At 59.2% G+C, this 17,956-nt stretch carries 20 protein-coding genes; 10 read left to right on the top strand and 10 right to left on the bottom strand.

Annotated features, from left to right (window positions below):
- Nucleotides 1-30 precede the first annotated feature (30 nt).
- Nucleotides 31-456, top strand: coding sequence for a hypothetical protein (locus tag H4O10_RS03915; RefSeq protein WP_152525780.1), 426 nt, complete (start codon nt 31-33; stop codon nt 454-456).
- Nucleotides 457-547: 91 nt separating this feature from the next.
- Nucleotides 548-805, top strand: coding sequence for a hypothetical protein (locus H4O10_RS03910; RefSeq protein ID WP_031269352.1), 258 nt, complete (start codon nt 548-550; stop codon nt 803-805).
- 164 nt (nt 806-969) lie between these two features.
- Here H4O10_RS03910 and H4O10_RS03905 read toward each other — a convergent pair whose 3' ends face one another.
- The 3 genes from H4O10_RS03905 to H4O10_RS03895 all read right to left on the bottom strand — a co-directional run bounded on the left by H4O10_RS03905 (nt 970) and on the right by H4O10_RS03895 (nt 3,710).
- Nucleotides 970-1,698 (bottom strand): hypothetical protein, encoded by a 729-nt coding sequence (locus H4O10_RS03905; protein WP_021202120.1) that lies wholly within the window; start codon nt 1,696-1,698, stop codon nt 970-972.
- 196 nt (nt 1,699-1,894) lie between these two features.
- Entirely contained in the window at nt 1,895-2,674 is a 780-nt protein-coding gene (locus H4O10_RS03900) for a hypothetical protein (protein WP_134970394.1), read from the bottom strand.
- Between the two features lie 322 nt (nt 2,675-2,996).
- On the bottom strand, nt 2,997-3,710 hold the full coding sequence (locus H4O10_RS03895; protein ID WP_021202118.1) for a DUF3800 domain-containing protein: 714 nt from the start codon (nt 3,708-3,710) through the stop codon (nt 2,997-2,999).
- 491 nt (nt 3,711-4,201) lie between these two features.
- On the opposite strand from H4O10_RS03895, the gene H4O10_RS03890 reads away from it, so the two are divergent.
- The 4 genes from H4O10_RS03890 to H4O10_RS03875 all read left to right on the top strand — a co-directional run bounded on the left by H4O10_RS03890 (nt 4,202) and on the right by H4O10_RS03875 (nt 7,837).
- Nucleotides 4,202-4,498: a hypothetical protein gene (locus tag H4O10_RS03890; protein WP_072167339.1), complete on the top strand. Its 297-nt coding sequence runs from the start codon at nt 4,202-4,204 to the stop codon at nt 4,496-4,498.
- Between the two features lie 75 nt (nt 4,499-4,573).
- Nucleotides 4,574-5,293 (top strand): hypothetical protein, encoded by a 720-nt coding sequence (locus H4O10_RS03885; RefSeq protein ID WP_021202117.1) that lies wholly within the window; start codon nt 4,574-4,576, stop codon nt 5,291-5,293.
- Between the two features lie 420 nt (nt 5,294-5,713).
- A complete protein-coding gene (locus H4O10_RS03880; protein WP_005420874.1) occupies nt 5,714-7,192 on the top strand; it encodes a SulP family inorganic anion transporter in 1,479 nt (492 codons plus the stop codon).
- Nucleotides 7,193-7,303: 111 nt separating this feature from the next.
- Complete coding sequence (locus H4O10_RS03875) at nt 7,304-7,837, top strand: arsenate reductase ArsC (RefSeq protein WP_072167338.1); 534 nt, start codon at nt 7,304-7,306, stop codon at nt 7,835-7,837.
- On the opposite strand, the gene H4O10_RS03870 is transcribed toward H4O10_RS03875, so the two are convergent.
- Genes H4O10_RS03870 through H4O10_RS03855 form a run of 4 tightly spaced genes read right to left on the bottom strand, consistent with a single transcriptional unit; the run spans nt 7,798 to nt 10,827 of the window.
- Nucleotides 7,798-8,883, bottom strand: coding sequence for an ArsO family NAD(P)H-dependent flavin-containing monooxygenase (locus tag H4O10_RS03870; RefSeq protein ID WP_021202115.1), 1,086 nt, complete (start codon nt 8,881-8,883; stop codon nt 7,798-7,800). The two genes, H4O10_RS03875 and H4O10_RS03870, sit on opposite strands and share 40 nt — an antisense overlap.
- Before the next feature lie 33 nt (nt 8,884-8,916).
- Nucleotides 8,917-9,975 carry an ACR3 family arsenite efflux transporter gene (arsB, locus tag H4O10_RS03865; RefSeq protein WP_005420869.1) on the bottom strand — a complete coding sequence of 353 codons (1,059 nt, stop codon included), beginning with the start codon at nt 9,973-9,975 and terminating at the stop codon, nt 8,917-8,919.
- A gap of 20 nt (nt 9,976-9,995) precedes the next feature.
- Nucleotides 9,996-10,487: an arsenate reductase ArsC gene (locus H4O10_RS03860; protein WP_021202114.1), complete on the bottom strand. Its 492-nt coding sequence runs from the start codon at nt 10,485-10,487 to the stop codon at nt 9,996-9,998.
- Between the two features lie 25 nt (nt 10,488-10,512).
- Nucleotides 10,513-10,827: a metalloregulator ArsR/SmtB family transcription factor gene (locus H4O10_RS03855; protein WP_005420865.1), complete on the bottom strand. Its 315-nt coding sequence runs from the start codon at nt 10,825-10,827 to the stop codon at nt 10,513-10,515.
- Between the two features lie 39 nt (nt 10,828-10,866).
- On the opposite strand from H4O10_RS03855, the gene arsH reads away from it, so the two are divergent.
- Genes arsH through chrA form a run of 3 tightly spaced genes read left to right on the top strand, consistent with a single transcriptional unit; the run spans nt 10,867 to nt 13,280 of the window.
- A complete protein-coding gene (gene arsH / locus H4O10_RS03850; RefSeq protein WP_031269347.1) occupies nt 10,867-11,607 on the top strand; it encodes an arsenical resistance protein ArsH in 741 nt (246 codons plus the stop codon).
- Nucleotides 11,604-12,023: an arsenate reductase (glutaredoxin) gene (arsC, locus tag H4O10_RS03845; RefSeq protein WP_005420861.1), complete on the top strand. Its 420-nt coding sequence runs from the start codon at nt 11,604-11,606 to the stop codon at nt 12,021-12,023. The genes arsH and arsC overlap by 4 nt, the downstream gene beginning before the upstream one ends.
- 54 nt (nt 12,024-12,077) lie before the next feature.
- Nucleotides 12,078-13,280 carry a chromate efflux transporter gene (chrA, locus tag H4O10_RS03840; protein ID WP_072167335.1) on the top strand — a complete coding sequence of 401 codons (1,203 nt, stop codon included), beginning with the start codon at nt 12,078-12,080 and terminating at the stop codon, nt 13,278-13,280.
- A 118-nt stretch (nt 13,281-13,398) separates the two neighbouring features.
- Here the strand turns inward: chrA and H4O10_RS03835 are convergent, their stop codons facing one another.
- The 3 genes from H4O10_RS03835 to H4O10_RS03825 form a co-directional block, all read right to left on the bottom strand.
- On the bottom strand, nt 13,399-14,571 hold the full coding sequence (locus H4O10_RS03835; RefSeq protein WP_005420857.1) for a serine hydrolase domain-containing protein: 1,173 nt from the start codon (nt 14,569-14,571) through the stop codon (nt 13,399-13,401).
- Nucleotides 14,572-14,740: 169 nt separating this feature from the next.
- Nucleotides 14,741-15,856, bottom strand: a complete 1,116-nt coding sequence (locus H4O10_RS03830) for a serine hydrolase domain-containing protein (protein ID WP_021202112.1) — start codon at nt 15,854-15,856, stop codon at nt 14,741-14,743.
- Between the two features lie 287 nt (nt 15,857-16,143).
- Nucleotides 16,144-16,512 (bottom strand): H-NS histone family protein, encoded by a 369-nt coding sequence (locus H4O10_RS03825; RefSeq protein WP_005420854.1) that lies wholly within the window; start codon nt 16,510-16,512, stop codon nt 16,144-16,146.
- A 298-nt stretch (nt 16,513-16,810) separates the two neighbouring features.
- On the opposite strand from H4O10_RS03825, the gene H4O10_RS03820 reads away from it, so the two are divergent.
- On the top strand, nt 16,811-17,908 hold the full coding sequence (locus tag H4O10_RS03820; RefSeq protein ID WP_072167334.1) for a hypothetical protein: 1,098 nt from the start codon (nt 16,811-16,813) through the stop codon (nt 17,906-17,908).
- Nucleotides 17,909-17,956 lie beyond the last annotated feature (48 nt).

The following is a 17,956-nucleotide window of genomic DNA, read 5'->3' as shown; positions in this document are numbered from 1 at the left end:
TTAGCAGCATGACGTACCCAAGGAGCGCTCTTGACTATTGATATTCCTCGGCACACCTCGCCCGACTCTCTGTTCGAGTCGTTATGGCTTGATTCGCCTGGCCGCATCGGGCGCGGCACCGGCCGTGATGTGTACGAAATTGCAGGCCATCCAGACAAAGTTCTTAAAGTATCTAGCGGCCAATCTAACTTTTCTAACTGGATGGAAATACTGGTGTATAGCCAGTTCAAAGACACCGGCGAGTTGGCTAAGCTATTTTCCTGGAGCTGGTCGGGCAAGTTCTTGATCATGGAGCGCCTTGCGCCGCTCGATCCGGGCGATCTCAGCTCGCATCGCATCCCTAGCTATCTCACAGATCGCAAGCCCGAGAACTACGGCAAAGACGCTTCAGGAAAAATCAAGGCCCTCGACTATGCTGCGTTGGCCATCGCCAACCCGAGCAGCGATTTCCTTTAGGTTGCGTGTGGTGCAACCTAACAATTCATTCAAGCCGAACCCGCTTCGCGGGCCGGCTTAATTCAGGCGTTTGACCCCGCAGGAGAAATCTATGCGCAGTCGAGGAAAGGTGGCTGCTATCAATCCACGCCGTGGGATGGTGGCAATAGCTACAGAGGATGGCGGGTTTACCATCATTGAACTCTTGTCCGATTGGTCTCTAGAAGTGGGGGATGAGATCACTTGGACAGACCGCTACGGACTCGGTCACGAGATGTACCGGAACGTCACGCAACAAACCGAAGAAGAAGTGTTTGTGCAGAACCACGACGTTAGTCGGTCAAATCTACAGGCTCAGCTTCTTCTCTGAGGCGTGGGGTCTAACAATTAATTCAAACCGAACTTGCCCGCTCGCGCTGTCAAGTCGGCTTTATTCAGCCGTTGAGTGTCCGCTCCTGGCCGGAAGCGGACACTGCGCCAGTGGTCGATTTCCTGCCACCAGAAAGGTGACGTTGCGGATGAATTCTCACGGGTCTAGATCCGCATATTTAGTCCCATCGGATACAACGTGGAAGTCTTGATCAGTTGCCTTTCGATCATTTTGGCTGAGGCCTCAGGGATCCCATAAGCCGAGATGTCGTGCACACAGATCACGTTCTGGCCCTGCATCCCCCGCATAGCCTCGTGAAAGCGGCGGCTCGAGTTCTTTTCCAGCGCTTCTTCAACGTGCTCCATGTATCTTTGCTGCCACGAGCGCCGAGATCGGCCGACATAGCTCATGCCTTTGATCGTCTCGTAGCCGATACGGCTTTTGGTGAAAACAAACGCCTTAACTTGCTCTTCTGCAGTTCCACTCTTTTTGATTCTCTCAAGCTCTTCTTGAGTGAACAGTGGCCGTTTGTAGGTATGCCGATAGACGATGTGATCACCGGTAGGTGTGTACTCCGTCGAGCAGTAAAGCAGGGGCACGCACACCAGTATGCTGCCTCCGAACAAGCGATGTTTGCTTTCAGCGAAAAAACTGACCCCGCTCATATGACCGGGCTCCAGCATCAAAGTGAAAATCGAAGACCCGGTGTCCACGTCGTGATGGCCGACAAGCCGGATACCCGTGTGCGGGACACCTGTGGTCGCTGAATCACGAAGTTCGCCTTTGAGGACATTCACGCCTTGGTACCGCATGACCGCGTCCATGGCGACATCCACGTCGAAATGGGGGCCGAAGAAGAGCCGCAAAACGTCAGGGTTGAGAAAGCTCGACATGTGCGAGTGAGAAGGTTACTGAGGTGAATCAAGTATGCCTGTTGCCAAATAGTATCTGTAGTATGCCTTGTCGAAAATACGTGCCTCCGAACCGAAACACTCCGAAGTGCTCAATTAACGTCCAATCATGTGACGTCACATGAATCGGAATGGGTACGAAGCGGATCCCGCCTCAGCGAACCATGGAAGCAAGGTTCTACTCGGAGTGCGGCGGATGACTCCTTGTCGTATGCACGCCAGAAGCCTTTTGTGTCGATTCCGCAACTTCCGGTAGCGCGGGCAACCAGTCTCTGTACTGATCGAACGCTTCCTTGAAATTTGCCCTGTTCTCTTCTGCCTCGATTCGGTAGATGCTGAAGAGTGCAATGGTTCCTACTGGAACACCCTTGGGAGCTCGGCCGGCTTTACGCATGTTCTCTTCGTGGAGCACGGCACGCAGCGACTCTTTGTGATCAGTCCGCAGGTAGTTCGCCAAGTTCGAGATCTCTTGGTAGACCTTGCCTGCGTAATCGAATGCTTCGCCTGTCGTTGGAATCTCGCCTTTGTGGAGCGCCGCGTTCCGGGCAGTAGCCAGTTTCTTGTCGAACTCGTAGGGCTTTCCGGTCGCAGCAAGATAGAGAAACAAGAAAGCACCGAACTGCCGCTCAGACTGCGAGGCCACCTCCTTCCACGAAGCCTCGAAGTTGCCCGGATCAACACCGCTGGACCGGGCGAAGACACGGATCGCAAGCTCGAAAAGTCGCTCGCGCGACGCAGCCAGGCATGCGACAGCTTGAAGCGTCTGATCATGGATCAATGCGTCTGCGGCAGCGGTCAGCAGCGTTTCGAACTTTGGGTTCTGGACGATGGAGAATGCTGCGTGGCCGAGCGGACATGTGGCCTCGACCGTGTGTCCATCGTAGTAGTCGCCTACAAACAGGTACGGTTGGACGCTGCCCGACTTGGTGCACTCAACGCACTGCAACAACGATTTCATCCAGGAACCTACCTCGTAGCAGAACTGATCGACACTAATTTGGGTGATCGAATCGCGTGAGCGTGCTTAGTCCAGTACACCGTCCCGGCCGATCTCGATCAGCTCGTCCGCGTCAGCTCAGTCGGCATGATGATGCCATACGATTGCTTGGAGTTCCCCCTAGAGTCTGCTTCTGGCCGGAAGCGGACACTTGGTCGGACGCGGCGTGCCTGCAGTGCTAAAGTTCCCTTTCGGCCAGTAGGAGCCGCAATAGCAAGCTGATAGTGGGTCTTCGATGTTCGGGAAGCTCAGGAGGCCTCAGAAATCGTGTGAGATTAGCAACTCAATCCCGCTTCGGCCACTCTTTGTACTTGCTCGCAAACAGATTCACGTTCTCCTCCTTGAGCAGGGAGAGCACGGCTTGATGCCGGGGATTCGTCGACCCTCGATTCCTAACACGGAACTGCTGGAGCCAAACGTATACATCAGCAAGCTGAAGGAATCGACTGAGATGTGAATGCGTAAAGTGAACGGAATCGACAAGGTTCCGAATCTCACGACCGAAAGCAAAGCCGGTGCCTTTCGCTTTGTAATGAGAGAGAGATCCAGCATGTCTGGCTGCGCCTTTGTCACTCTCACGATCTCCGATGAGCATACCGAGATCCTTATGCTTTCGCATGAAGTCATTTGAGCGCTCGCAGAGGAACATGAACGCGATGTCCTCAGCGCTTTGGTTCTCCGTCAACAGATCGCAATTGATCTGTATGTCAATTAGATGTACGCAATCGAGACTGAGAATGCCAACAAGCCTTCGCAGCACATCAATTCGAAGATCGAAGCTGCCCCAATCCTTAAAGTTCTTCTTGCGATGATAGATCTCCGCCGCATGGAACTCGGTGTCTTGAGACAGATGCGCATTGCCAAATACGTCCGTTGCGAGAGCATTGACGATGCCCTCAACCTCTAGAAGATGTGTGTCCTCGATCACTACTGCGCCGATGTGATACGAGGGGTACTGCTGATCGTTTTTTGTCTCATCGAAGAACACAAGGCGCATAGAATTCCCCCAATTGATCAATGCGGCCAGCTCGAGATGCGTCGAATCCTCAGGATAGTTACTCTGTCAGGCAGCATCTTCTCTCATGCCACATCTTCTTTCACTTCGTCCTTTAGGCATCAGCACATGCCGCTCTCATACAACAGGCATACTAAGTCTGTGGAAAGGCCGCAGCACGTATAGTTCAGGCTGCAGTGTCAGGACGAATCGCGTGTACAGCCTAGAATACGCTCAAAGGCTCCGCACAGGGCTAATGCCAGTCAATCTGCTTACCCCTTCTGGCCGTGGGGCGTGATGCGACCGAGAGCGGTCATCGAAGACGTATCCGCATATTGTGATCAGCGCTTGTTAGCCGGGCCTACCTACCCTAAGATCAAGCTGGATCAAGGGCTAGTCGATCATTCGGTGCACTACAGATTGGTCGCACGGAGCCAGGGACCAGGTTGTTGGATAATTAAGGCGGAATAGCAAACAACACGGAGGTATTGCCAATGAGCTATTTAGCTTTCTGCACTTTCGACCTCAAGAACGCGAGCAGCCAGGACTACAAGAATGCATATGCTGACCTCGAAGAGATGGGACTAAGAAGAGTGCAAACGTCAGATAATGGTGGGGACGTAGTCATTCCAACTACCTCTGCGATGGGGGCATTCAAGGGCAGCAGTTCTGGCGAAGTGCGCGACTATGTTCGTAATAAGGTTAAGGCTGCTTTCGCAGCCCGCAGATTCAATTCTGAGATCTTTGTCGCAGTCGGTGAGAATTGGGCATGGGGTGCCGCAACGACATGAGGCGGCTTACCGTTAATTGATGCCGACGTCGCTTCGCGCGCCGGCTTAGCTCAGGCATTAGAAGGCAGAACACACATGACTCCTCTTGAAGTCTTAGATGCAGAGTTTGCCGGTGCCAGTGACCGAGCCGCGGCAATTGTCGCGGCCGCGGTCATCGATGACGCACTCCGCACGCTTCTTGCGGCTGTCATGGTCGAGGACCACCCTCCCGGACTTGACGTTTTTGCACCTGGACAGGAGCTTGGGTCTTACATGGGCCGGGTCAAGATTGCCTTCATGCTTGGACTGATTGACGACTCAGAGAGAATGCGTCTCTCACTTGTAGCTAAGGTCAGAAACGAGTTCGCGCACCTAGCTGAGGACATTAGCTTTAACACCCCACGAATCGCCGATCGCTGCCGACAGTTGGCGGCGCCAGAAGAGCTGGTGCCTCCCCGCCAGGTTCCTGACGCACTGGAGCTTGAAATGCTTCACGAGTTCAAAACTCCATTGGCAAATAGAAATAATCCCAGGGCGATCTTCGAGGAGGCCACGCTGTTCCTCCTCTACATACTAAAGGGTCGATTTGCCCAGGCAATGGTGAGGCGGCCTAGCCGCCCTAGCAAGTTCAAGAACGCGGCAGAGCCCGCCGGCGAGTTCTTGGTGCGTGCAATGGTCGCAAAAAGACATGCCATCGAAGCGGGTGACCCGCCGGACAAGATTGCTCAGCTGCGAGATGAAGTTAACCGGCTTGCAAATATTGTTGTCTTCACTGCTGCGGGTGCAAACAAGAAGTATCAGTCCGGGAACGACTAGAGCGCGGGACAACAATTCACTCGAACCGGCGCGTACGCCGCGCGACTTGATTGCATTGGTCCACGTCCGCTTCTGGCCGATAGCGGACATAGGCCCCGCGGCGAATGTCCACCTCTTCTTTGGCGATTCGGTCAGAGCTCAATTCAATCTGATCAACTGCCTACCAGCTTGTCGACTTCGCCTGCGAAATGATCTTGGGATCTGGGAAGCTACCCTTGAGAGTGCACCGAGGCGACCGCGATGGCGGGTTTCCCCTCAGGCGCCATGCCGGTCTACAATAGACCGTCAAATACCTAACGGATCGGCTAGCGATGACTCCACCCTGACGCTTGATTGAAGAAGCGATCCAGACACATAGGTCTGGAAGGGTGCCTGTTTCTTTCGTTTGGCGCGCACGGCTGTGCGCGGAGATCATTTTCTATGTCTGCAATTTATCCCCTGCGCCAGCAATGGCTCGGTAACATCCGTGGTGACCTGCTGTCGGGCATTGTCGTTGCGCTAGCCCTGATTCCTGAGGCAATCGCGTTTTCCATCATCGCCGGCGTCGACCCAAAGGTAGGTTTGTATGCCTCGTTCTGCATCGCCGTCATCACCGCCATCGCCGGTGGCCGCCCTGGCATGATCTCGGCTGCGACCGGCGCCATGGCGTTGGTGATGGTCACGCTGGTGCGCGAGCACGGCATTCAGTATCTGTTTGCCGCCACCATCCTGGCCGGCGTCCTGCAGATGCTGGCCGGCGCCCTGCGGTTGGGCTCGCTGATGCGCTTTGTGTCGCGCTCGGTGGTGACCGGATTTGTGAATGCACTGGCGATTCTCATTTTCATGGCGCAGCTTCCCGAGCTCATCGGCATGCCGTGGATGGTGTATGCGATCTGTGCTGTGGGTCTGGCAATCATCTACCTGCTGCCGCTGCTGACCAAAGCCGTTCCTTCGGCATTGGTGGCGATCGTGGTTCTCACGGCCGCTTCCATGTATTTCGGCTTCCAGGTACGCACCGTAGGCGACATGGGGGCGCTGCCTGACAGCCTGCCGTCGTTCCTGATTCCGGATGTGCCATTCACCTGGGAAACACTCCAGATCCTGCTGCCGGTTTCGGCGACTTTGGCGGTCGTTGGCTTGTTGGAATCGCTGATGACCGCGCAGATCGTCGAAGACATGACCGATACCCCGAGCCAGAAGAATCGCGAATGTGCGGGCCAAGGCTTGGCTAACACCGTAACGGGCTTCTTTGGGGGCATGGCAGGCTGTGCAATGATCGGCCAGTCGGTGATCAACATCACTTCCGGTGGCCGGGGCCGTCTCTCGTGCCTTGTGGCCGGCGTGGTTTTGCTCCTTCTGGTTGTTTATGGGTCAAACCTGGTGAGTCAGATTCCAATGGCCGCACTGGTCGCAGTGATGATCATGGTCAGCATCGGCACCTTCAGCTGGCGCTCGCTGCGCGAGCTGGCCATTCATCCCAAGAGCTCTTCGGTCGTGATGATTGGCACGGTCATCGTGACCGTGGCTACCCACGACCTCGCCAAAGGCGTGTTGACAGGCGTGATCCTGTCGGCGGTGTTCTTCACCCGCAAGGTCGGCAAGATGCTGATCATCGACGACACCCAGGTCGAGACCGACTCGCGCGTCTACGTTGTGAAGGGGCAGGTGTTCTTTGCGTCTTCTGGACAGTTCGTGAGTAGCTTCAGCTATCTGGATGTCCCCAAGGAGGTCATCATCGATCTGAAGGACGCCCACTTCTGGGACGTGACCGCCGTTGATGCGCTCGACCGGGTAGTGATGAAGCTGCGCGAGCACGGCGCGACCGTTGAGGTGTTCGGTCTCAACGATGCAAGTGAGACCTTGGTAGACCGCTTGGGAAAGCATCGTACGCCAGGCGCCACACGGTCGTCGGGCCATTGAACAGATGAGCGAAGCGGGCACCGAGGGGTGCCCGCTTCCTTTTCGGCAGTCATCGAGTTGACATATGGCAAGGCAATACTTCGATTATTCTAGATAAATGGTTGCGATGACATGCGTCCCCTGAATGTTCTGTTCCTTTGCACAGGCAACTCGGCGCGCAGCATTCTTGCCGAGGCACTGGCCAGCCATTTAGGGCGCGAACGTATCCGCGCTTACAGTGCGGGCAGTCATCCCAAGGGCGTAGTTCATCCGGTGGCCCTGCAGGTGCTCTCGGAGATTGGCTTCGACGTTGCCGGGCTGTCGAGCAAGCCGTGGGATGCATTCGCAGGTCCGGAAGCACCGCAGATGGATCTCATCGTAACGGTGTGCGATCGTGCCGCGGGTGAAGCGTGTCCCGTGTGGCCAGGCCACCCGGCTACCGCCCACTGGGGCATCCCCGACCCGGCCGCAGTGCAGGGCAGTGCTGATCAGGTCCATAAGGCGTTCCTGAGCACGCTTCACCAGCTCCAGCACCGTCTCGGATTGCTGTTGGCGCTTAAGCCTGAAGCGCTGGACCGCATGGCCCTGCAATCGCAGGTGCGGGCGCTGGGCAATGGCGCCGAGGCTCACGCGCCAGATAACACCGGAGAAGCCTCCCCGATGTAGTCGCTGATCTGCCTTACTGCCTCGCGCGCGTATCGGGTCACCCCGATCAGCGTGGCCGATGCTGCGCCATTCCAGTCGCCATAGCCAAGCAGCCAAACCGATGGCGCTGCGACCGACCGAACCTGGGTGTCATCCACGTCGATCCGACCACGAGCGTTGACAATGCCCAGTCCTTCCAGGTGCGACAATACCGGCCGGAAGCCGGTGCACCAGATCATCGCGTCGAAGTTGCGTTCGCTGCCATCTGCCCACTGCATGCCGGTGGCGGTGAAACGGACGGGTGGCGGCATGGAGACCAGTACACCGCGGCGCCGTGCGTCCACCACCGGCGGCACCATCACGATGTCGCCAAAACCATCCCGCTGAATATCCGGCTCGCGTCCTTCCTGCTGAGCCCTCCACTTCTCGGTTGCGCGTGCGAACAGAACGCGCCCGTCGACATCGTCGGCCAGGAAGGCTGGCTCCCGCTGGGTGATCCACGTGGTCTTGGCCACCTTGGAGACCTCGGCCAGAATCTGTGCGCCTGAGTTGCCGCTGCCGATGATGGCCACGCGCATTCCGGCGAAGGGTTCGGGATGGCTGTAGTGGGCCGAGTGCAGCTGCACGCCGCCGAAAGCGTCCAGACCTTCATATCCGGGCGTGCAGGGATGCCGCCACGTACCCGTGGCGCTGATCACTGCACGTGTCTGCCACTGCCGGCCGTCATCTGCTTCCACCCGCAGCCGGCTCCCCGAGCGGCTGATGCGTTTCACCTGCACGGGACGGATGACAGGCAGCGCATACTTATGCTCGTAGCGCGCGAGGTAGTCGAGCACTTCCGCCTGCGACGGGTACGGTTCCCGGGTAGCAGGCATCGGCCAACCGGGAATCGAGCTCCAGCCCGCCGGCGAGAACAGATGCAGGGATTTCCACGCATGCTGCCACGCCCCGCCAGGTGACGTTTCGGCATCAAGAATCACATAGGACAGCCCGCTGCGACGCAGAAAGTAGCCAGCCGAAAGACCCGCCTGGCCACCTCCGATCACCACGACATCGACGCTTTCCATCGGGACTTCCTCATGCTGCAGCACCTAGGCGGTTCAGCGGCTCCGTGCATCGGCAGGAAAGTAGCTTTTGCCCAGGCGCAGGGCGACGTGGACCAGCAGAATCAGCACGGGCACTTCCACCAGCGGGCCGATAACAGCCGCGAAGGCTACCGGGGAAGCCAGCCCGAACGCCGCGATCGCCACGGCGATGGCCAGTTCGAAGTTGTTGCCTGCTGCGGTGAACGCGATCGCGGTGGTGCGGGGGTAGTCTTTGGCGATCAGCTTGCCCATGAAGAAACTGATGACGAACTGGATGATGAAGTACAACGTCAGCGGGATCGCGATGCGTACCGCGTCCATCGGAATCCTCAGCACATCGCCGCCCTTCAGGCTGAACATCGCCACGATGGTAAACAGCAGTGCGGCGAGGGTTACCGGGCTGATGGCGGGCAGGAACGTCTCTTCATACCATTGCACGCCCTTGCGCGCCTTCAACCATCGGCGGGTGAGGAAGCCCGCCAGGAACGGGATACCAAGGTAGATCAGAACAGCCTCGGCGATGGTCCAGAAACTGACATCGATGACGCTGCCCTGCAGACCGAACACCGGCGGCAACCAAGACAGGAAGAACCACGCGTAGACGCTGAACAGCGCAATCTGGAAGATCGAGTTGAATGCCACCAGCCCAGCGACGTACTGGCCGTCACCACGGGCAAGCTGATTCCAGACCAGCACCATGGCGATGCAGCGTGCCAGCCCGATCAGGATCAGGCCGGTCATGTACTCGGGGTAATCGCGCAGGAACAGCACGGCCAGGCCGAACATCAGGAACGGACCGACGATCCAGTTCTGCAGCAGCGAGAGCATCAGTACCCGTTTGTCGGCGAAGACCCGCGGCAGTTCCTCGTACTTCACCTTGGCCAGCGGCGGATACATCATCAGGATCAGACCAATCGCGATCGGGATGTTGGTCGACCCTATGGAGAGGCTGTTCAACGCGCTGGGCACACCCTCGAACAACGCCCCCATACCAACGCCGAGCGCCATGGCGGCGAAGATCCAGAGCGTGAGATACCGGTCCAGGAAGGACAGGCGGGAGGTATCAGTGGTCATGGGGATTTCCGGAAGGACGGTCAGTTGATCTGTGCGATCGGGTCGAGCCGGGCCTTGAGGGCCTCGCAGTCATCCCAGGCGCTGTCGGAGATCTCCAGGAAGGCCCTCAGGCGCGCCTTGATGATCTGGTGCGCGCGATCAAAGGCTTCGGCTTTCTCTCCGTCCGAGCCTTCAACGCCGGCCGGATCGAACAGGCCCCAGTGCACCCGTACAAAGTCGCCGAACACTACCGGGCATGCCTCGACCGCCGCGCTGTCGCAGACGGTGACGATCAGATCCATCGGCGCGGCATCCGCTTCGGCGAACTCGTTCCACGACTTGCTGCGAAGGCCGTCCACCGGGAAACCCTCGCGCTGCAACTGAGCAATGGCAAACGGGTTGACACGGCCGGCCGGCTGGCTGCCGGCGCTGAAGGACTCGTAGCGGTCTTGGCCCCACTTTTTCAGGGTCGATTCGGCCAACACACTGCGAGCGGAATTACCGGTACACAAGAACAGGACGCGACGGGTCATCTGAGCGATCTCTAAGGTGGGTTGGTCAGCAGCCTGCGGGGCGTTCACAGGCCTGTTCGTCGGCACAGCAGTTTTCAGTGAGGTAGGCCACCAGCTCGTTCATTGCCACGAACTCGGCCCGGTAGCAGATGGTCCGGCCACGTTGCTCGGCGCTGATCAGTCCCGCAGCCAGCAGTTCCTTCAGGTGGAAGGAGAGCGTGGCGCCAGGCAAGCAGAGCGTCTGGGCAATGTCACCGGCCAGCTTGCCGCCGCTGCCGGCCTGTACCAGCAGGCGGAAGATCGACAGGCGGGTGGCGTGGCCCAGGGCAGCAAGAGCGTGGGTTGCAGTGTTATGTTCCATAATTCTAGAATAATGGAATCGATATCGCAGGACAACCCCGTGCAGCAGATCCCCAACGTGGTCCCAGGTGCCTTAGACATCCCGACGGCCACCAAGCTCAACGACCCGGCCGCGCGGCCGCACCGCCCGCGCATCCTGATCCTGTACGGCTCGCTGCGGCCTCAGTCGTTCAGCCGCAAGCTGGCGCTGGAGGCGCAGCGGCTGCTGGAAAAGCTCGGGGCGGAAACCCGCCTGTTCGATCCACACGAGCTGCCGATGCTTGACTCGGTGCCAGCCACCCACCCAAAGGTGCAGGAGCTGCGCCAGGCCTCGCTGTGGTCGGAGGGCCACGTGTGGGTCAGCCCGGAACGCCATGGCACCCTTACCGCGGTATTCAAGAACCAGATCGACTGGCTGCCACTGGAAGAGGGCAGCGTGCGCCCCACCCAAGGCCGCACGCTGGCCGTGATGCAGGTCTGCGGCGGTTCGCAGTCGTTCAACGTCGTCAACGCGCTGCGTGTGCTCGGCCGGTGGATGCGGATGGTGACGATCCCCAACCAGTCCTCGGTCGCCAAGGCCTGGCAGGAGTTCGACGACGAAGGTCGAATGAAGCCTTCGGCGTACTACGATCGCGTGGTGGACGTCATGGAGGAACTGGTCAAGTTCACCCTGCTGGTGCGTGGGCGCAGCGACTACCTGGTGGACCGTTACAGCGAGCGCAAGGGGGCCATCGAGGCGGCGGCGCTGGCGGCCGCTGCAGGGGTGGTGGAAACTGTTTTTAACGAGGAGGAAAGTGCGTGAACGCGGTCATCTACCACAACCCCAAGTGCGGCACCTCGCGCAACACTCTGGCGATGATCCGCTTCGCCGGGATCGAGCCGGAAGTGATCGACTACCTGGCCCACCCGCCCAGTCGCGCGCGCCTGGTCGACCTCATCAGGGCCGCGGGCTTGAGCGTGCGCGACGCCATCCGGCAGAAGGGCACTCCTTATGACGAGCTAGCATTGGGCGATGCGGCACTGAGCGACGACGCGTTGCTTGATGCCATGCTGGCGCACCCAATACTCATCAATCGTCCTTTCGTGCAAACCGATAATGGCACGCGCCTGTGCCGGCCTTCCGAACTGGTGCTGGATATCCTGCCGAAGCTTCCCGGACCATTCCGGAAGGAAGATGGAGAGTTGGTGGCCGAGCACAGGGGAAGCCCGGCGACCTAGTCTGGGTGCTGGGCCGGGCTGGCCGCCTTTGAGAACAACAGGAGATCCTGCCTCATGCCGACGCTCCATCCCGCAAAAAGCGAAAGTGCGTGGCGTGTCTTCATGGTGTTCCTACGACTGGGACTGACCTCGTTCGGCGGCCCGATCGCCCATCTGAGCTACTTCCGCCTCGAGTTTGTCGAGCGCCGCCGGTGGCTGACGGACCGTAGCTACTCGGATCTGGTGGCCTTGTGCCAGTTCCTGCCAGGCCCAGCCAGCAGCCAGGTTGGGATGGCGCTGGGCTTGGCTCGCGCCGGCTGGCTTGGCCTGCTAGCCGCCTGGGCAGGTTTTACCCTGCCATCGGCCGTACTGATGATCCTGTTCGCATTTGGCGTTGCTCGATACCAAGGCATCCTCGAATCCGGTTGGCTGCATGGCCTGAAGATCGTTGCAGTTGCCGTGGTGGCTCAGGCGGTATGGGGAATGGCCCGGACCCTATGCCCGGACCGTCTGAGGGCAGGGATGGCGCTCGTCGCCGCCGTATTGACGCTGGCACTACCCTCGGTCTTCGGCCAGATGGTGGTGATCATCTGCAGCGGCCTGCTCGGTCGCTGGGCGCTGAAAATCGAGCCTGCCCAGGGCCATTTAGCTTGCAGCTATCCCGTCTCGCGAAGAACGGGCACGGTAGCGCTGATGCTGTTGGTGCTGCCGCTTGTTCTGCTGCCTGTGTGGGTGGTAGCTAGTGGCTCCCCGTTGGCTGTGCTGTTGGAGGGTACGTACCGTGCTGGTGCTTTGGTCTTTGGCGGCGGCCATGTCGTACTGCCGTTGCTGCAGACTGGGGTTGTCCAAAGTGGCACGGTGACCACCGCGGATCTGCTCGCTGGGTACGGTGCGGCGCAGGCGGTGCCAGGCCCTCTCTTCACTTTTGCGGCGTACTTGGGAGCCCTGGCCGAGGGACCGCTGGGTGGCTGGCTTGGAGGCCTTGTGCTATTGGCAGTCATTTTCCTGCCAGCCTTTCTTGTGCTCGTGGGGGCGCTGCCGTTCTGGGAGGCCCTGCGCCACCGAAAGGCTTTGCAAGCTTCGATTGCTGGCGTCAACACCGGGGTGGTTGGGATCCTGCTGGCTGCGTTGTACGACCCGGTGTGGACGAGTGCGATCCATGACCGATGGGATGCAGCGATGGCGCTGGTTGCGTTCGGGCTACTGGCCCTCGCGCGTACACCGCCGATCCTGGTTGTGTTGCTGGCTGCCATGACGACCTGGGCCCTGCCACGGTAACGCCGCCAGGTCAATCAGGCGCGCCTCTGCAGCACAACATAACGTCTGCTTCTGGCCAGCAGCGGTCATTCACAATCCCTCGGTCAAGTCGATTCGCAGGACGCGACCGTGACAGGCCCTAGCTAGAGATATTTTCTCGCGCGGCGATTCTCTCGACCAGTGTATTGATCGCCGCCTCCATGGCGTGGGCAGTCTTGTCGCCGCTCTGGTTGGTGATGACGAAAATGCCAAGGTCATACTTCGGCATGATGTAGATATAGCACTGCGAGCGGGGCACACCACCATGATGGGCATAGTAGGTGCCCTTCAAGCGGTCGCCGCCGACGATGTTCCAGAAATAGCCGATGCTGAACTCGGAATCGAATTCGACGAGAGTACGGTGCGATTCCGTCACGACGGGCCCGCCGGCCAGCTGGAACTTGAGGTACTTCACCATTTCCGGAACGGTCGCCTTTACGTTCCCCGATGCTCCCCAAGGCAACTCCGGCATGGGCGAGGTCGGTACCGCGTTGTCACCGTGGTAGCCGACCGCAAGCCGGGGCGCCTCAGCATCGCCCAGCCTGATTCTGAGGTCCGCCATTGCCGCGGAATCGCGAAAGAATTCGCGTAACAGCGACTCATAGTCGCTCTTGTAAACCGTCTCCAGAATATGCGCCGCCAGTTGGGTTCCAGCACTGGAGTAGGCATAATCCTTTCCGGGCACTTGGTGAATCTCGACGGCATGCAGGTCCCTGAAGAAATCCGCCTTGCCATAGCCGGCGTAAATAGCATTGAGTTCACGAGGCGTACGCTGATCGGTGAAGTCCGCGAGCACCGTGTTCGCGCGTTCCGGCAACATGTTCGGAAGACCGCTCGTATGCGACAGCAGGTGACGGATGCGGATGGGGTCGCCCTTGTACTGCAGGTTCGGATAATCGCCGTGCAGATACTTCCGGACATCGTCGTCCAGCCCCAGCCTGCGCTCCAGGACGGCGTTGGCCATCAGGGTCCCTGCCATGGTCTTGCTCAACGAACCGATTTCGTAGAGGGTCGCGTCGGTCGGAGGGCTCAGCCTGCCGGCTTCCATGTTGCCGCGATGACGGATGAATTCCTGGCCCCGATATACGACTGCGATCGAGGTTGAGTGGAGCAACGGCTGCTGTATCAGTGTTGCGGCCACCTCATCGAGGTCCGCCCCAAGATCCTTTGCCGGCACATGCTCGCCCTTGCAGCCGGCAGCCAAGAGCACGACGGACAATACGAAGTAGTTGAGCCACCGCCCGTTCTGAACAATCCTCGAAATCGCTTGCATGCGTCTGTGCTTGAAGGGTTGTGGCAAGAACTCTCAAGATAGCCGAACACCGAGGGCCGCACACCTGTCCCTGTTCTCGCGGCGGCCGCCGCTGGCGCCAGCCAGAAGGCGTGCGTGTGGACGTCCGCTTCGGGTCGAAAGCACACGTCGTCCCGGGGCTTCGTCGGCATCAATGGGTGGAGTCGTTCGCCCGCGACTGGTAGAACTCGCCGATGCGTCGAACAAACCGCTGCGGGTTCGCACCGGCAAGATTGGTCAGCACGATCACGGCCAAGTCTTCGTCCGGGTAGACGACGAATGCCGCGCGGGCGCCGCCAATGCCTGCGACCTGGCGCGGGCGATCAGCCTTCAACACCGGCCAGCCTAAGGCCCAATCGCTTTTCGCCCCGCTGTTCAGTGGCTCTGGCTGCCACATGCGCTGGACATGTGCATCATCGATCAACTGGTCCTGCGACAGCGCAATGATCCAGCGCGACAGCTCTTCGGCCGTCGTCTGGATTCCGCCACCCGCCCACAGGCTGTAGGGCATTTCATAAATCCAATGCGACAGGCGCTCACCGTCGTCCGGTGCCAGCGAGCCCCGCGGCGACACGCTGTAGATCGTGGCGGCTCCGGCAACCAGGTCATAGCTGTCACCGAACGTGGTGGAGGGCATCCCCGCCACATCGAACTGTCGCTGCGTCACGAATCGCTCGTACGGTTGCCCGCTCAACTTGACGATGATCCGCGACAGCAGGCCGTAGTTGGTCTGGTTGTACGAAAACTGTTCGCCTGGCGATACCTCCAGAGGCCGAGCCTCGACCGCGCTCCATGCCTCCGGCTCCGTCGCACCGCCAAAGGCCCCCTGCGAGTCGATGATCTCCGGAAGGCCTGATGTATGCCCCAGCAGCTGCCGGATCCGCACCCCACGCCAGGTCGCGGGCACATCGTCCAAATAGCGTGACAAGGGGGCGTCCAGGTCCACCCGTCCGTCCTGGACCAGTTGCATCATGGCTACGCCGGTGAACGACTTGGTGGCCGAGTTGATCGGAAACAGCGTCTTGCCGGTAACAGGCACCCGGTTCTCGACATTGGCGAACCCGTAGTTCTCCAGCAGCACTACTTTCCCATATTGCACCACTGCCAACTGGAGGCCCGGAATCCGGTGCTCCTGCATGGCCTGCTGGATGAAGGCCCTGGCCTTGCTGTTGGCTGCCTTAAGAGAACCGGCCGCAAGCGCCTGGGCTGGAAGCCATGCCGACAGGGCAACGGTCAGCAAGGCGGTGCGCAAGAGTGCAGGCAGCATAGATTTCCCTGGGCCAGGTCGTCTGGAAAATGGATTGGCGAGTGCCGACGGAACCGATGCCGGCCGGCAACCTTAGGCCCAGGCACCCGGGCACGACAGTGCAAAGAGTCATGCTCACAATAAGGTGGAGCGCCTGCTGTTCGCCCGCTGTCACATCAACTGCGACTAGCTGAAATCTTTGATCGCCTACCTGGCAGGGTATTCCGCGCACCAGCATCCTGTTCGATCTGATGACTAATGATTCTCAGGACCTGCTGCGGTAACGGTGTACGGCTGCCCCGCTATCACTACTTGATCAGGAAGTCATTCAGTGATTTTCCGCTTGCTACCAGCTCGGCTATCCATCGCGGTTGCCGCCCTCGACCGGACCACGTCTGGCCGCGCACTGCAGGATTACGGTACTTGGGAGCGATCTTGGGCACTGTCGATTTGGCAGACCTCCGATCACCTCGCTTCTTGGCGGTTTCGGAGGGCACGATCACTGAAGCGCCGTACAGTTCCTCTATCGTGTAGCCATGATCCTTGACGTACTTATTGATCTTGGCGCGCATCGCTGTGGCCTTAGGGCGTGACAGCACTTTGGACTGCTGCTTCTCCGCCTGAGCAATCAGTGAGCGAAGTTCCTTGGCCGTAAGGCCGCTGATATCAATAGTCATGAATTCTTCCCCGGTGTCGAGGCCCTAGCCTATGCTCAAATGACATTGCGTGTCACTCCATGTCCACTATGAGTCGCTCAATCTCAGGATCGACTACTAAAAAGTGGATCGTGTTAGCTACTCTCTCACTGCACATGATTTTCACGTGGCATATGGACCTGAGGACTAAAGACGCGCCGTGAGTGATTGCTATGGCGTCGCCAAGAGTTCTTTGAGATCGCCAGTTTGAGGCATTGGATGAATCGACGTTAGACTCAAGCGCTTTCCGTAGCAGATCAGGGAGGCAAGGCGCATAACCGTGAGATCAATTCCCTTCATTGTCGCTGCCGCGTTGGCGGGAACTTCGCTGGCTGCAGATGCTTCTGAGGATAACCTCCATAGAGATCCTTACTTTGATCCAGGAGGCGCCGCCAGGTTCAACTATGGCTGGCTCGACTACGGGCCGTCCAGCCGCCTGCAGCTTGAACTGCTGCGTGCAGACCTTGACGCTGGAACCGGACCGTTCTCCTTTTCTGCCCAGTACCGCTGGTATGATGGCTTCGACGCCGTGCATCACGCGTACGCGGGCTGGCAGTTCTCCGATGCTACCCAGCTGAAGGCAGGTATCCAGCAGATCCCGTTCGGGCTGCTCCCTACCGTATCGCAGAGCTTCTGGTTCGGCTCCGGCTACTACTTGGGCATTGAGGATGATTACGATCCGGGCCTTGTAGTGATTCACCGCACCGGCAGCACGACCTGGCATCTCGGCTGGTTCTCCGGAGACGAATACGGGTCCGGGGCTCGCTATGATCGCTACTCCTTTGATGTCGCGCAGACCGAGGCGTTGCCGTATCGCGAGCGGCAACGACTGCATGCACGCGTGGAGAGTGCGCGCGCCTGGGGCGGCGGCGAGCTGTTGCTGGGCGCATCAGCGTTTGCTGGCAAGGTGCAGAACACTCAGACACGGCGTCACTACGGTCATCAGGGCGCGGCCCTCCATGCACAGTGGCAGCGCGATGGTTGGACCGCGCAGTTGCAGTGGGCGCGGTACCGGTATGACGTGCCCGGAGATCGCATCGCAATGTCGGCGTTCCAATTCCCCTTCCAGGTTGCAGCGCAGGCGGATGTGCCAAGCGCCAACATCGCCTATTCGTTCGGCCAGAAGGGCTGGCTGGATGACATCACCTGCTATAACAACCTCAGCATGACCCGCCCGGTCGGGCACCGCGCGGGCCTTCGTGATTCGTGGCAGAACGTGACCGGTTGCAGCCTGCAGAAAGGCATCATGCTCACCTATGTCGACTGGATCGCTGGCCGCAACATGTGGTTTGCCGGTGGTGATGGTATCGGCATCGACGAGGGAGGACCTTCCCGCTGGCATTCACGGCTGAACTTCAACATCGGCTTCTACTTCTGATCGGCCTCGCGCAAGCCGGAGGCTTCTTCACCCAACAACACGGAGGTA

Source organism: Stenotrophomonas sp. I18B00994 (assembly GCF_014145825.1).
Classification (GTDB): domain Bacteria; phylum Pseudomonadota; class Gammaproteobacteria; order Xanthomonadales; family Xanthomonadaceae; genus Stenotrophomonas; species Stenotrophomonas maltophilia.
The sequence above is the reverse complement of the archived record's forward strand: the minus strand, read 5'-3'. Positions and strand labels throughout refer to the sequence as shown.

Coding starts and splice junctions, on each gene's coding strand:
- H4O10_RS03835 (WP_005420857.1), bottom strand. CDS start 14,571: ATGCAAGCGATTTCGAGGATTGTTCAGAACGGGCGGTGGCTCAACTAC.
- H4O10_RS03870 (WP_021202115.1), bottom strand. CDS start 8,883: ATGGAAAGCGTCGATGTCGTGGTGATCGGAGGTGGCCAGGCGGGTCTT.
- H4O10_RS03890 (WP_072167339.1), top strand. CDS start 4,202: ATGAGCTATTTAGCTTTCTGCACTTTCGACCTCAAGAACGCGAGCAGC.
- H4O10_RS03855 (WP_005420865.1), bottom strand. CDS start 10,827: ATGGAACATAACACTGCAACCCACGCTCTTGCTGCCCTGGGCCACGCC.
- arsB (WP_005420869.1), bottom strand. CDS start 9,975: ATGACCACTGATACCTCCCGCCTGTCCTTCCTGGACCGGTATCTCACG.
- H4O10_RS03860 (WP_021202114.1), bottom strand. CDS start 10,487: ATGACCCGTCGCGTCCTGTTCTTGTGTACCGGTAATTCCGCTCGCAGT.
- chrA (WP_072167335.1), top strand. CDS start 12,078: ATGCCGACGCTCCATCCCGCAAAAAGCGAAAGTGCGTGGCGTGTCTTC.
- H4O10_RS03825 (WP_005420854.1), bottom strand. CDS start 16,512: ATGACTATTGATATCAGCGGCCTTACGGCCAAGGAACTTCGCTCACTG.
- H4O10_RS03900 (WP_134970394.1), bottom strand. CDS start 2,674: ATGAAATCGTTGTTGCAGTGCGTTGAGTGCACCAAGTCGGGCAGCGTC.
- H4O10_RS03875 (WP_072167338.1), top strand. CDS start 7,304: ATGCGTCCCCTGAATGTTCTGTTCCTTTGCACAGGCAACTCGGCGCGC.
- H4O10_RS03910 (WP_031269352.1), top strand. CDS start 548: ATGCGCAGTCGAGGAAAGGTGGCTGCTATCAATCCACGCCGTGGGATG.
- H4O10_RS03830 (WP_021202112.1), bottom strand. CDS start 15,856: ATGCTGCCTGCACTCTTGCGCACCGCCTTGCTGACCGTTGCCCTGTCG.
- H4O10_RS03880 (WP_005420874.1), top strand. CDS start 5,714: ATGTCTGCAATTTATCCCCTGCGCCAGCAATGGCTCGGTAACATCCGT.
- H4O10_RS03895 (WP_021202118.1), bottom strand. CDS start 3,710: ATGCGCCTTGTGTTCTTCGATGAGACAAAAAACGATCAGCAGTACCCC.
- H4O10_RS03905 (WP_021202120.1), bottom strand. CDS start 1,698: ATGTCGAGCTTTCTCAACCCTGACGTTTTGCGGCTCTTCTTCGGCCCC.
- H4O10_RS03885 (WP_021202117.1), top strand. CDS start 4,574: ATGACTCCTCTTGAAGTCTTAGATGCAGAGTTTGCCGGTGCCAGTGAC.